Source organism: Vibrio sp. SCSIO 43140, assembly GCF_023716585.1.
Lineage (GTDB): Bacteria > Pseudomonadota > Gammaproteobacteria > Enterobacterales > Vibrionaceae > Vibrio > Vibrio maritimus_B.
Genome location: NZ_CP071850.1, coordinates 3,835,529 through 3,847,951, shown reverse-complemented (window position 1 = coordinate 3,847,951; position 12,423 = coordinate 3,835,529). Strand labels below are relative to the sequence as shown.

The following is a 12,423-nucleotide window of genomic DNA, read 5'->3' as shown; positions in this document are numbered from 1 at the left end:
TCGATTCTATGCTCAGATGAAACTATCCACCATTAGTTAATACGAACAAACTTGGAACGCTATCTCAAGTGCAATGTTTTTTGTCGAATGATGTCAATAAGCCAGTTTAGAGCCGGGTCGCGGTCTCTGTCTTTATGCCAAAATAAGGTGTAAGCCATCGGAGGAAACTCTAAGGGCAGTGGCAAGACTCTCAGTCCCATTTGCTCAGCGACCAAGTGAACAAAATGCCTCGGTGCGGTAAAGACAAAATCGGTATAGCTGCAAAGGGCCGCTGCATTATTAAAGTCAGGAACCGTAATGGCGATATCACGCTCTTTACCCATATCAGCGAGTTTGTAGTCCAACAGCCAGCGGTCGCTTCCATCACAGCGTACTTGTACATGTCGCAAGGAAAGGTAGGTATCTAGGTTCCAAGGGTTAGAAAGAATAGGGTGGTTTGCACGAACCAGACACATCTGATTGTCTCTATACACCTCAAGTTCTTGGATATCGTCGGGGGCGACCATAGTGCGGATAGCATCTCGAATATCAATGTCTTTACCAGTGATACCAAGATCGAGTTCGCCTTTTTGCATCTGTTCAAACGTCGATTCGTTCCAAGCATGAGTACTAATACTGAGATTAGGACCTTGACTGAATATCGCAGGTAAGAAATGCGGCATGATGAGAGGGTAGACGCTCTCAACGGCTGCAATGTGGAAACGGTATTCACTGGTAGTCGGCGAAAACTCTGGTGGCGCAGTAATCGACTGCATGTGAGCCACCAAAACATCAAGTTTCGGCTTAAGCTGAAGGGCACGGGGTGTGGGAGACAACCCATGAGCATGACGAGTAAATAGCGGGTCATCAAACAACTCACGTAGTTTGGATAGAGACTTACTGACCGCGGATTGGGTTAGGCACAATCGATTTGCTGCCCGAGTCACATTGCATTCATCTAAGAGGACCGACAAACAGAGTAATAAATTGAGATCGATCCGACTCAGCTTTTCTAAGTTCATAGTGAGAAATTCCTATTAGGAATAATGCTAATGAGTATAAACCATTTCTGCTCATATCATAACGAATATAGAATCGCATCCCAATTGAACAAATTCTATCGGTAAGAGGCGACCTTTGAATAACACCCCTTCTAAAGTCCAAGTAGCAGCGCTCGTCATGTTGGTATTTTTTAGCCCTTTGGCTATTGATATTTATCTGCCAGCATTGACGCAGATCTCTTCATCTTTTGATGTCGCGCATACTCGTGCTCAGGACACGATCACTTGGTTTTTGATTGCGATGGGTGTAGGTCAGCTCTTTGCAGGGCCACTTGCCGATAAACTAGGACGTCGAACGGTTGCCCTTGGTGGTATCGCTATCTATGGAATGAGTGCTTGCTTGGCGTGGGCAGCTCAATCTATCGAGTGGATGCTTGCCGCAAGGTTGCTACAAGGCTTAGGTGCGTGCGCAACATCTGTAGCGGCCTTTGCAACCGTTCGCGATATGTATGGGCCAGAGCGCAGTGGAAAAATGATCAGTTACCTTAACGGAGCCATTTGTTTTATTCCTGCACTCGCTCCAATTTTAGGTAGTTATTTAACACAGCAGTTTGGATGGCGCGCAAACTTCAGCTTTATGGCGGTATTTGCACTTATGGTTGGAGGCATAGTTCTGCTTAATATGCGTGAGACCAATCCTGCTCAAAGTGGCGAAAAGTACTTTGCTTTGTCTCGCTACACACAGGTGCTTAGTACACCGACTTTCTTATTTCATGCCACGCTATGTTTGCTGGCGATGGGGGTTATTCTTGCCTATGTGACGTCTGCTCCCGTAGTCTTGATGGAACAAATGGGTTTGTCGATGAACGCCTTTACGTTCTGGTTCGGCCTTAATGCGGTATTTAATATCGCTGCCTGTATGTTAGCGCCAAAAATCATGGACAAGGTGGGGACCCATAAAACTCTGCAACTCGGTATTGTTACTTTATTGACAGCTGGCGCAGCCATGGTGTGGGGAGCGAAGTTCTACACACCGGCATCGTTTATGGTTCCAGTCATTCTTTCATCGATAGGCTTTGCTCTTATATTGGGAGCTGCGGCGGGTAAGGCATTAGCACCATTTGGTGATAAAGCTGGCACAGCTGCTGCGCTACTTGGCTTGTTCCAGATGAGTGGTGCTGGTCTTTTGGTTGGTATCATGCAGCGAATGGGGTTAGAAGCACCTTATATGATTGCATTGCAAATGTGGCTTGTGCTGCCTGCACTAATTATACTCAAGACAAAAGTTGGTAAAGGCTGGCATCAAACTGTAAAAATCGGCTAATTTAAAATCGATTTAGTTTTCCCAATTGAAAAAACGGGTGTATATTTAGCTCTATATACCCCGTATTAATTAATAACTGGATAAACGCAGTAATGTCTTTGACAACGTACGAAATGGCTCGTGTTCTCGAGCAAATGGAAGAATCTCCAGAAAAAATCATGTTTGGTAAGTTGCTCAATGAATTGGGTAACCAAAGTGAAGAGCGTATCCGTAGTGCCGCTAAGCAGGTACCAATCCATATACTGCGAGATATTGTTTATCAATTTCAGCAAGTCATTGAATCTCGTAAAGGTGAGCAGGTAGAGTCACTCGCCAAAGAATTGGCAGAACAAGGTATTTCAGCTGAAGAATTAAAAGCCTTTCTTGCGAACAAGTAATCCATCGTTTATTAAAAGCCCGGTATATTTATACCGGGCTTTTTACTTCCTACATTATTCAATCAACAGATTATTTTATCTGTGAACGAATGACCTTATCTGCGGATATAGGTCCAGGCCCCCATACGACGACGACTAATATCATCAAGCCCCAGAGTTGGTGGTCATAGAACCCTTTTTCCCAAAGCAGTGGGTATGAAACAACAGCAATGATATTAAACACAAACAAGACAGCTGCCATTGGTCGAGTAAACAAACCGAGAGCAACAAACACCGGCAAGATCAATTCCGCTGCAGTACCCATATATGCCGCTAACTCCCAGGGTAAAATCGGCACTTGGTACTCGAGCTCAAATAGATAAAGCGTGCTGTCCCATGACGCAATCTTGGTTAGTCCAGAATTAAAGAAAACCCAAGCGACCCAGAGGCGGCAGAACAGTAGCAGCAATGGTACAAAGCCTGCTTGAAGCGTATCGATTAGCTTATCGTAGCTTACTAGCCAATTAGAGAGTGTTGATTTCATGTCATGTTCCTTGCGGTGTGCTCGTTATGCAGAGTAAATCCAGCTACAACATCCAAGGCGAATATACTTGGTAGTGCCGTTAGGAGAGCAGGATCAATGAACTTCAGTGGCTGCTGGTGAGATAAAGCGACCAACAATTGAAAGCTAGTCTCGTCAATCACATGTATGTTAGGGGATGCCAATCCTTGCTTTATGACGAGCACGGATTCGGTTTGATTGATGTTGAAATCATCGAGCTGCTCGTTGTGAATTGCCTCTATAAGGCTCGCGATAGCAAATTCAGACTGCATCAAACGATGATTTGGTTTCACATGAAACACAAGCTCACTGTGTTGTGTCTCTGGTACTAGGCTCATGTTGACGAGTGGCTCGATGTCATCATTAATGCTGCTTAGCGGACATTGATTAAGTGCATCAATCGCTGATTCTAGCGTCATGACATCGACTAAATAGGGAACCGCGCTTGTAATGTTGTCCAGTTCAGATACGGAGTGCGTGAAGCCTTCCCCATAGTCGGCGACATTGCCTGATTGTGGGGGATGATGAATGATGTGGTGTTTTGCCATTGACTGGAAACACTCCTCTCCCACGAGCTGTAATGTTATTGGATAGCAGGCTGCTAATACTTCACTTAGGCTAATGACGAAATTATTGCGATAGACTTGCATACGATCATCGGCACTAAAGTGGTCGCCGACAATATATTGGTTGATGCTGCTATCAGTTTGGCAGAGGGAGCGACTGAAGGCCGATTGCAGTTCACTAAGACTTAGTTCGCTGGGATTCATTATGCGCTCCTCAATGTCTGCGTGCTATTTTCAACGAGAATATCGATCGCTTTCTCAGCTTCTTCGAGTAGCACTTGCGGCTCGGGGATATCGAGATCCCACTCAATGAGAGTAGGGACTGGAGCGTTTGAACTGTTCCACTCTCGATATAACTCCCATACTTCATCCGATACCCGAGCACTGTGGGTATCAATCCAAATTTCACCTTGCTCAAGCTGCTTACGGGTAAAACCGGCTAAATGAATCTCGTCTACGGTCGTTGGATCGACAGCGGAAAGATAGCGATTTGCATCGTAGCCGTGGTTGAAGCAAGAGACATGCACGTTGTTTAGGTCGAGTAACAGACGGCAATCAGTACGACGTTGCACTTCGGAGAGAAATTCCCATTCTGGAATCGTCGAGTGATTGAATCGCAAATAGCTGGATGGGTTCTCAATTAATAGCGGCCTTTGAATTGCATCTTGTACTTGAAGCACATTGCGACAAAACAGTATCAACGCTTCTTCCGTATAGGGAAGTGGCAGTAAGTCATTAAAATAATGCCCACCGTGCTCACTCCAGCTTAGGTGATCCGAAACAGCAAATGGCTGAATGTCATCGATGAGCCGTCTGAGCTGATGTAAGTGTTGAGTGTTTACTTCTGACGCCGAACCCAAAGAAAGACCGATACCATGACAGCTGATATTGACCTGATCGCGAATCGCCTTTAACTGACGGTACTCAGCGGTATGCGATAGGAAATAATTTTCGCTATGAATCTCAAGCCATCCTGCCTTATCAGCATGCTGCTCAAAGTAGTCTAGGTGTGGTGTGCGTAACCCAACACCAACAAGCTGAAAGGCACGACTTCGATCCATGATGATCTCCCTGATCTGTTTGATTTTGTGGGTAACTTGTAGAAAACGAAAGGGGCGTATCGTTACGCCCCTCCGGTCTTGTTGTAACTTGAAAACGTATGAACAAACAAAGTGAAGACAAAGTTACAATCAAGCTATGCTGATAGCATTGTCGCTTCTAGCAAGCGGGACGGTTACGCAGACTCTGTGCTACCACCAACCAGTTTGCCGCAAAGACCTTTAGGGACAACAACGAAGGCATCTTTCTGGTTATCTTCTTTCGCAGTACCTGCACATGAGCTGGTTTTTGTTGCACAGTCGTTTTTCCCAGCTTTTGATACACCGTAGCATTTCTCTTTATCTGCTGCGTGTGCTGGTGCTGCGCCTAGTGTTGCGCCGCCAAGAGCGATTAGACCGGTAACTGCTGCAGTGATAGCTAGATTAGTAGTTTTCATAGTACTTTCCTCGAGACTTGATCCATTTGGTTTATTTTCACAGGTCACTGTTTGCGACTTGCTTATTCAATAGGATAGGAAGCCAAACAAAAATCTTTCAAAAAGATCAAAAAAACTTTTTAATAATGTTAAATATCAATGCATGATTCTGATTTATATATGTTTTATTTAATTTTAAAATTAGGAAAATTTTCTGAAATGGCGAGACTGTTTGAGTTATAATCAACTGATATGTATAAATAACCAGTAGCTAAGACTCATCATGGATCCTTCTCTTCTTCTCGACGGCCTCAATGACAAGCAGCGTGAAGCTGTTGCAGCCCCTCTAGAGCACATGCTCGTCCTTGCCGGTGCCGGCAGTGGTAAAACGCGCGTTCTGGTGCATCGTATTGCTTGGCTTATGTCGGTTGAGAACGCCTCTCCGTTTTCCATTATGTCTGTGACCTTTACCAATAAAGCGGCAGCAGAGATGAGAGGGCGTATTGAAGAGCTGATGATGGGCAGCGCCTCTGGTATGTGGAACGGTACTTTCCACGGCATCTGTCACCGTATCCTGCGTGCGCATTATCTCGATGCTAAGCTGCCAGAAGACTTCCAGATCATTGATACCGACGATCAGCAGAGGCTGTTAAAACGTCTCATCAAAGCGCAGAACCTTGATGAGAAGCAATGGCCAGCACGTCAGGCCGCTTGGTGGATCAATGGTAAGAAAGATGAGGGGCTACGACCTCAACATATCGATAGCTACCAAGATCCTGTGACTAAGACCTATTTGCAGATCTACACCGCGTACCAAGAGGCGTGTGACCGTGCTGGGCTAGTGGACTTTGCAGAGATCCTGCTGCGCGCCCATGAGCTGCTGCGTGATAACAAGTTTGTTCGCGAACACTACCAAGCGCGCTTCAAACACATTCTGGTGGACGAGTTCCAAGACACCAACAACATTCAGTACGCCTGGCTACGAATGATGACCGGTGCTGATTGTAGGGTGATGATTGTTGGCGATGATGACCAGTCTATTTATGGCTGGCGTGGTGCTAAGGTCGAGAATATACAGAAGTTCTTAGATGAGTACCTAGGTGCGAAAACCATTCGCCTTGAGCAGAACTACCGTTCAACCAAAACCATCCTTGAAGCTGCCAACGAGCTGATTGCTAACAATACTGAACGTATGGGTAAGGAGCTATGGACGGAAGGTAACGAGGGTGAAAAGATTTCTGTTTACTCGGCATATAACGAGCTGGATGAAGCGCGTTTTGCCGTGGGTAAAATCAAAGAGTGGCATGATAAAGGTGGCAGTCTGACAGATTGCGCCATGCTATATCGAAACAACGCCCAGTCTCGTGTTTTAGAAGAAGCCTTGATTCAAGCGCAGCTGCCATATCGTATCTATGGTGGTATGCGATTCTTCGAGCGCCAAGAGATCAAAGATGCCCTGGGCTATTTGCGCTTGATGGCCAATCGCAACGATGATGCCGCATTTGAACGTATTGTGAATACACCGACTCGTGGGTTGGGGGATAAAACTCTAGATACTATTCGTTTTGCCGCTCGCGATCGTGGGGCAACGCTATGGGAAGCGAGTATTGCACTACTGGATGAAAAGGTTCTTGCTGGGCGCGCTGCTGGCGCGCTATCGCGTTTCATTGAGCTTATCAATGCACTCGAAGACGACACGTTTGAATCGCCGCTTCATGAGCAAACTGACCATGTGATCAAGACCTCTGGGTTATTTGCTATGTACGAGCAAGAGAAGGGCGAGAAGTCTAAGGCGCGCATTGAAAACTTGGAAGAACTCGTCACCGCAACGCGTCAGTTTGAGAAACCCGAAGAAGCGGAAGATATGACGCTGCTGACGGCGTTCTTAACTCACGCGGCGTTAGAAGCTGGTGAAGGTCAAGCCGATGAGTTTGATGATGCGGTGCAGCTAATGACGCTGCATAGTGCCAAAGGTCTTGAGTTCCCAATGGTATTTATGGTGGGGGTTGAAGAGGGCATGTTCCCTAGCCAGATGTCGGCGGAAGAAGCGGGCAGGTTAGAGGAAGAGCGCCGCCTCTGTTATGTGGGTATGACGCGTGCGATGGAGAAGCTATTCATCACCTACGCAGAGATGCGTCGTCTTTACGGACAAGACAAATATCATAAGCCGTCTCGTTTTATCAGAGAGCTGCCAGAGACATGCTTGCAAGAAGTTCGTATGAAGGCGCAAGTCAGCCGTCCAACGACAGCGGGACGCTTTAGCCAAACGGAAGTGAAGAATAACTTCAACGAAACGGGCTTCAATCTGGGTGAGCGTGTCATGCACCCTAAATTTGGTGAAGGAACCATCATCAACTTTGAAGGAAGTGGCCCACAAAGCCGCGTACAAGTTGCCTTTAATGGTGAGGGTATCAAGTGGTTGGTGACGCAGTACGCCAAGCTAGAAAAGCTGTAAACGATTCAACATGAACGTTTAACCAAAAGGAGCTTATCGATGGGCTCCTTTTTTTGTATCTAGTGTTCTAGGTTGAGCCTTGTTTTGAATCGCTAGATCGCAGACAAAGAAAAACCCCGAGGGCTTGCGCCCATCGGGGTTATAGTCTTACTCGCAGCAATCCGGCTACTAAAAGTGCTCCATGCATCTAATCCATGATAGTGTGCTGTAATCCGTCAGCTTAGTCCTTTCGTCGCCTTCCTAGCGGTGTCCTAATGATCTTATCCTGATCTGCTAACAATCCTCGTTAGCGCACTTCACTTGTTCCCTGAGCGGTGTCCCTGACATCATCCTGATGCTAAGTCCTTGCCTCATCCAGAGGTGTCCATTGTCTTTCCTTAGTAGTAACCATCCTAGTTACTATTGCGTCCATTCAATGTCCAATTTGCTTTCCATGCCGATCATTCATCCTGAATAACCGTATCTTCTTCCTGAAGATGCCCAAATCCGTGAGCGTTTCCTGTTCCGTGTCAGCATCCTTCCGACATGGTTAATATTAAACGAAACTGGCCTCGGAGCAATCCAGTTAAACGGTAATAATCCACTGTCTCAGCAAAGCGAAATTATCACTATGCTAATAAAAACAAATATTTAGCTAGTTTCAGGGGTGAATGCTTGTAGCACGAAGCGATAAACACCTAAGGCTTTGTGAGAGATCTCGCACACGCTGCGTGTCGAATGGCGCAAAATACCCTAAAGGCCGGAAATCACCTGAGTGAAGATGGTCACACCAATCCCTGAAAACAGCACACCACATAGCCCATCAATGTAGATAGCCGCTGATCCAAGCTTACGCTGCATGCGCTTAGTCGATAGCGCCCAGGCTAAAAACGAGAACCAAGCCAAGGAAAGCGACCATAGAATTACGAGAGCCGCCACTTTACCCGGAATCGACATGGTTGATGGCACCAAGCTAGACATCAAACTAATAAAGAACACCAAGGCTTTCGGGTTGAGAATATTGGTGGTAAAGCCGCGAGAGAACGCCTGTCTTCGGCTAGAAAGCAGAAGACTAGGGTCATTGGCAAGGTCACCTGGCTGGTGGCGCTGTGCCCATCTACCCCATACGGAGCGCAAGGCGCCAATACCTAGGTAAAGCAAATAGCTGCCGCCAGCGATTTGCACCACGGCAAACAGTGTTGGGTGCTGATGTACGACATAGCTCACGCCCGTTAGGCTGAAAATAGAGTGCAGCAAGATGCCAAATGACAATCCCAGGGCAATATAAAAGCCAGTCTGTCGTCCAAATCGAGTCGCATTTTGTACCACGAGCGCAAAGTCTGGGCCTGGGCTCATGAGGGCAACAAAGTGCACCGTGGCGAGAGTGACTAGAATAGTGATTTCGTTCATTGTTTTCTGTATCTGTATTACTGAGTTTTAGCCATTGTCTTCTTATTGCTGCGATTGGTTTTTAGTCCATCGAAGCTAAATACCACCAATGCACCCCAGATGAAGGCAAAGGTGAGCGCTTTATCTAAGGTAAAGGCTTCGCCATACACTAGTACGGCCAACAAGAACATTAAGCTCGGGCCAATGTATTGGAAAAAGCCAAGAGTCGACAGTTTCAAGCGTGTCGCCGCACCGGTAAAGCACAATAGTGGTAGCGTGGTAACGATACCTGCAGAGATAAGCAGTAGGTTCAATGTCGTGCTGTTATCCATCATATTTGACGTCGCCGTATCCGCGATAAATAGCACATAAATGGCGGCAGCTGGCAACATCACTAAGGTTTCAATGAATAGCCCGGTTTGCGCATCTAAACTGACTTTCTTACGCAGCAAACCGTAGAGGCCAAAGCTCATTGCTAGTGCGAGGGCAACAACGGGTACCGAACCAAATGCAATTAGCTGGATCAGTACACCGATGGTGGCAAGTGCGACCGCAAACCACTGCAGTTTTCTAAGTCGTTCACCTAAAAACAGCATGCCGAGTATCACGTTGATGAGCGGGTTAATGTAGTAACCCAGGCTAGCATCAAGCATGTGATTGGCGTTAACCGCCCAGATAAAGATAAGCCAGTTAACACCTACTAATAGTGCGGTGGTGATTAGGTAGCCCATCTTCTTTTTTGAGCGCAGTACATCGCGAACGCTGCGCCAGCGTCGACCAACATGCAGCAAGACCGTCAGTAACACAAATGACCAGATCACTCGGTGGCTGAGAATTTCTAAGGGAGAGACGCTACTTAGTGCCTTAAAGTAGATAGGCGCGATGCCCCACATTGTGTAAGCACCGATGGCGAGCAGTACGCCTTGTTTGGCTCTTTGTTGTTCTTCTAATGACATGCAAATTTTCTCAAGAGCAGGTCTGTGACCTAAAGGGGGGAGGAAAGCGTTTGAGTATAACGTGTTGTGGTGTTTTGGACTATTTAATGCTCGATCTGAAGCTACTTTTTCTTCACCCCGCAGAGTAAATTGAGTTTCCTTCAAGTGACAACCCCTCTACAATGTAGCGTTTTCGACCCATCAAAGACTTTCATCAGGATATTGCATGACAGCCGTACTCGCTGCAGAACAATCTGAATCACTACCCAGTTCGCAGTCGGTCTTAGAGTCCGTTTTCGGCTATCAAGAGTTCCGTCCGGGACAGCAAGAGGTTATCGATAGTGCCATTGCGGGCAACGATGGACTAGTGATCATGCCAACCGGTGGTGGTAAATCTCTGTGCTATCAGATCCCTGCCTTAGTGAGACCCGGCGTGACCTTGGTTATCTCGCCACTGATTTCCCTGATGAAAGATCAAGTCGACCAGCTCAAGGCTGACGGCGTCGCTGCAGAGTGCATTAACTCGACTCAGTCGAGAGAGGCACTAATTGATATTTATCGCCGCATGAGCAGCGGACAGATCAAGCTGGTGTATGTGTCGCCAGAGCGTGTGTTGATGCACGACTTCATCGAAAGGCTAGAGCATATTGAGCTGTCGATGATTGCCGTGGATGAAGCGCACTGTATTTCTCAGTGGGGGCACGACTTTCGCCCTGAGTATGCCGCACTCGGTCGACTAAAAGAGCAATTTCCCTACGTGCCCGTTGTGGCGCTGACAGCAACCGCCGACGATGCCACTCGCAAAGACATCATCCACAGGCTCAATCTACAAAACCCGCACGAATATTTGGGCAGTTTTGATAGACCTAATATCCGTTACACCTTGGTAGAGAAGCATAAGCCGGTCTCGCAGATCGTGCGCTTTCTTGGCGAGAACAAGGGCGGCAGCGGAATCATCTATTGTGGTAGCCGTAAGAAAGTGGAAATGCTCACGGAAAAACTGTGTGGTAACCATATCCGAGCGGCTGGCTATCATGCCGGTATGGACACCGATGAGCGTGCCTATGTTCAAGATGCGTTTCAGCGTGACGACATTCAGGTCGTGGTGGCGACGGTGGCCTTTGGTATGGGTATTAATAAGCCGAACGTACGTTTCGTTGCTCACTTTGATATCCCGCGCAACATCGAATCTTATTACCAAGAGACCGGCCGAGCCGGGCGTGATGGGTTACCCGCAGAAGCGATGATGCTTTACGATCCTGCCGATATGGGTTGGCTGCGCCGCATGGTGGATGAAAAACCCGAGGGACCACAAAAGCAGGTTGAGAGCCATAAGCTTAACGCCATGAGTGCCTTTGCGGAGGCGCAAACCTGTCGTCGTCAGGTGCTGCTTAATTACTTTGGAGAGTACCGAGAGCAGCCTTGCGGTAACTGCGATATCTGCTTGGATCCTCCTAAGCACTTTGATGCTACCCAAGAGGCGCAAAAAGCACTCTCTTGTGTCTATCGCGTCAATCAAAGCTTTGGTATCAGCTACGTGGTAGAGGTGCTGCGTGGTATGTCGAATATCCGTATTCGCGAGCATGGGCATGACAAGCTCACCACTTACGGTATTGGCCGCGACCATAGTCACGATTATTGGGTGAGTATCTTTAGGCAACTGGTCCACAAAGGGCTACTGAGTCAGAACATCACTCGCAACTCGACGTTGCAACTGACAGAAGAAGCGCGCCCTCTGCTGCGTGGTGAAACCACGCTAGAGCTTGCCGTACCGAGACTTGATACCGCGGCGCGCAGCGCGAAATCCGATAAACTGGCGTCGAAACACTACGACAAGAAGCTGTTTGCCAAACTACGTAAACTGCGTAAGTCGATTGCCGATGAAGATGGTTTACCGCCGTATGTGGTGTTTAGCGATGCTACCTTGATTGATATGGCAGAAATTTTACCGACCTCGTATGGTGAAATGCTCGCCGTGAACGGGGTGGGCGAGCGCAAGCTTGAGAAGTATGCGGATCCATTCCTCGACTTAATACAGGAGCACTTGACGGGTCATGGCTGATTTTGGTCTTCGTGAATATATTGAACAGGAAGGTAAACTGCTTATCATCACGCCTTCCTTTGACTTTGATAGTTTTGACTCGCTAGCGGTGTCGATGCTCGGCCAGCTTTCAGCTACTGTGGTAGAAAAGCAGTGGGATGCGGACATTCATACTTGGCTGGTGGATTTTGAAGGTTGTCGTATGCTGCTAAAAGGCGAGCATTACAGTGAGTCAATGTGGTTTGAGGCCTTGGATATTTCGGCGAGCAAAGAAGAGTTTGATTTCTTAGCTGGTCTATTTCGTCGCGGCTTTTGACCTAATGCATTCAGTCGTTAGATCGAAAACGTTTGCTCTATTATCC

General features: G+C 47.2%; 12 protein-coding genes. 5 read left to right on the top strand and 7 right to left on the bottom strand.

Going from position 1 to position 12,423, the window contains the following annotated elements; translation table 11 throughout:
• Positions 1 to 59 precede the first annotated feature (59 nt).
• Positions 60 to 1,001: a LysR family transcriptional regulator gene (locus J4N45_RS18300; protein WP_252012945.1), complete on the bottom strand. Its 942-nt coding sequence runs from the start codon at positions 999 to 1,001 to the stop codon at positions 60 to 62.
• A 157-nt stretch (positions 1,002 to 1,158) separates the two neighbouring features.
• Between J4N45_RS18300 and J4N45_RS18295 the strand changes: the two genes are divergently transcribed.
• Positions 1,159 to 2,304 carry a multidrug effflux MFS transporter gene (locus J4N45_RS18295; protein WP_252014718.1) on the top strand — a complete coding sequence of 382 codons (1,146 nt, stop codon included), beginning with the start codon at positions 1,159 to 1,161 and terminating at the stop codon, positions 2,302 to 2,304.
• Positions 2,305 to 2,396: 92 nt separating this feature from the next.
• Complete coding sequence (tsrA, locus tag J4N45_RS18290; protein WP_042478912.1) at positions 2,397 to 2,681, top strand: H-NS-like global regulator TsrA; 285 nt, start codon at positions 2,397 to 2,399, stop codon at positions 2,679 to 2,681.
• Between the two features lie 70 nt (positions 2,682 to 2,751).
• Here tsrA and J4N45_RS18285 read toward each other — a convergent pair whose 3' ends face one another.
• The 4 genes from J4N45_RS18285 to J4N45_RS18270 form a co-directional block, all read right to left on the bottom strand.
• A complete protein-coding gene (locus J4N45_RS18285; protein ID WP_042478909.1) occupies positions 2,752 to 3,204 on the bottom strand; it encodes a DoxX family protein in 453 nt (150 codons plus the stop codon).
• Positions 3,201 to 3,992: an HvfC/BufC N-terminal domain-containing protein gene (locus J4N45_RS18280; RefSeq protein WP_252012944.1), complete on the bottom strand. Its 792-nt coding sequence runs from the start codon at positions 3,990 to 3,992 to the stop codon at positions 3,201 to 3,203. Before J4N45_RS18280 ends, J4N45_RS18285 begins: the two co-directional genes overlap by 4 nt.
• Entirely contained in the window at positions 3,992 to 4,849 is an 858-nt protein-coding gene (bufB, locus tag J4N45_RS18275; RefSeq protein WP_252012943.1) for an MNIO family bufferin maturase, read from the bottom strand. The genes J4N45_RS18280 and bufB overlap by 1 nt, the downstream gene beginning before the upstream one ends.
• A 173-nt stretch (positions 4,850 to 5,022) precedes the next feature.
• Positions 5,023 to 5,283, bottom strand: a complete 261-nt coding sequence (locus J4N45_RS18270) for a BufA1 family periplasmic bufferin-type metallophore (protein ID WP_042478904.1) — start codon at positions 5,281 to 5,283, stop codon at positions 5,023 to 5,025.
• A gap of 262 nt (positions 5,284 to 5,545) precedes the next feature.
• Between J4N45_RS18270 and uvrD the strand changes: the two genes are divergently transcribed.
• Positions 5,546 to 7,717 carry a DNA helicase II gene (gene uvrD / locus J4N45_RS18265; protein ID WP_252012942.1) on the top strand — a complete coding sequence of 724 codons (2,172 nt, stop codon included), beginning with the start codon at positions 5,546 to 5,548 and terminating at the stop codon, positions 7,715 to 7,717.
• Positions 7,718 to 8,449: 732 nt separating this feature from the next.
• Here uvrD and J4N45_RS18260 read toward each other — a convergent pair.
• Positions 8,450 to 9,106 (bottom strand): LysE family translocator, encoded by a 657-nt coding sequence (locus J4N45_RS18260; protein WP_252012941.1) that lies wholly within the window; start codon positions 9,104 to 9,106, stop codon positions 8,450 to 8,452.
• A gap of 17 nt (positions 9,107 to 9,123) precedes the next feature.
• Entirely contained in the window at positions 9,124 to 10,041 is a 918-nt protein-coding gene (gene rarD, locus J4N45_RS18255) for an EamA family transporter RarD (RefSeq protein WP_252012940.1), read from the bottom strand.
• Positions 10,042 to 10,246: 205 nt separating this feature from the next.
• On the opposite strand from rarD, the gene recQ reads away from it, so the two are divergent.
• Positions 10,247 to 12,082: an ATP-dependent DNA helicase RecQ gene (gene recQ, locus J4N45_RS18250; RefSeq protein ID WP_252012939.1), complete on the top strand. Its 1,836-nt coding sequence runs from the start codon at positions 10,247 to 10,249 to the stop codon at positions 12,080 to 12,082.
• Positions 12,075 to 12,377 carry a DUF3630 family protein gene (locus tag J4N45_RS18245; protein ID WP_128649908.1) on the top strand — a complete coding sequence of 101 codons (303 nt, stop codon included), beginning with the start codon at positions 12,075 to 12,077 and terminating at the stop codon, positions 12,375 to 12,377. The genes recQ and J4N45_RS18245 overlap by 8 nt, the downstream gene beginning before the upstream one ends.
• Positions 12,378 to 12,423 lie beyond the last annotated feature (46 nt).

What these genes read in the sequence shown, in the direction of transcription:
- J4N45_RS18300 (WP_252012945.1), bottom strand. Translation starts at nt 1,001, where the DNA reads ATGAACTTAGAAAAGCTGAGTCGGATCGATCTCAATTTATTACTCTGT.
- J4N45_RS18295 (WP_252014718.1), top strand. Translation starts at nt 1,159, where the DNA reads ATGTTGGTATTTTTTAGCCCTTTGGCTATTGATATTTATCTGCCAGCA.
- tsrA (WP_042478912.1), top strand. Translation starts at nt 2,397, where the DNA reads ATGTCTTTGACAACGTACGAAATGGCTCGTGTTCTCGAGCAAATGGAA.
- J4N45_RS18285 (WP_042478909.1), bottom strand. Translation starts at nt 3,204, where the DNA reads ATGAAATCAACACTCTCTAATTGGCTAGTAAGCTACGATAAGCTAATC.
- J4N45_RS18280 (WP_252012944.1), bottom strand. Translation starts at nt 3,992, where the DNA reads ATGAATCCCAGCGAACTAAGTCTTAGTGAACTGCAATCGGCCTTCAGT.
- bufB (WP_252012943.1), bottom strand. Translation starts at nt 4,849, where the DNA reads ATGGATCGAAGTCGTGCCTTTCAGCTTGTTGGTGTTGGGTTACGCACA.
- J4N45_RS18270 (WP_042478904.1), bottom strand. Translation starts at nt 5,283, where the DNA reads ATGAAAACTACTAATCTAGCTATCACTGCAGCAGTTACCGGTCTAATC.
- uvrD (WP_252012942.1), top strand. Translation starts at nt 5,546, where the DNA reads ATGGATCCTTCTCTTCTTCTCGACGGCCTCAATGACAAGCAGCGTGAA.
- J4N45_RS18260 (WP_252012941.1), bottom strand. Translation starts at nt 9,106, where the DNA reads ATGAACGAAATCACTATTCTAGTCACTCTCGCCACGGTGCACTTTGTT.
- rarD (WP_252012940.1), bottom strand. Translation starts at nt 10,041, where the DNA reads ATGTCATTAGAAGAACAACAAAGAGCCAAACAAGGCGTACTGCTCGCC.
- recQ (WP_252012939.1), top strand. Translation starts at nt 10,247, where the DNA reads ATGACAGCCGTACTCGCTGCAGAACAATCTGAATCACTACCCAGTTCG.
- J4N45_RS18245 (WP_128649908.1), top strand. Translation starts at nt 12,075, where the DNA reads ATGGCTGATTTTGGTCTTCGTGAATATATTGAACAGGAAGGTAAACTG.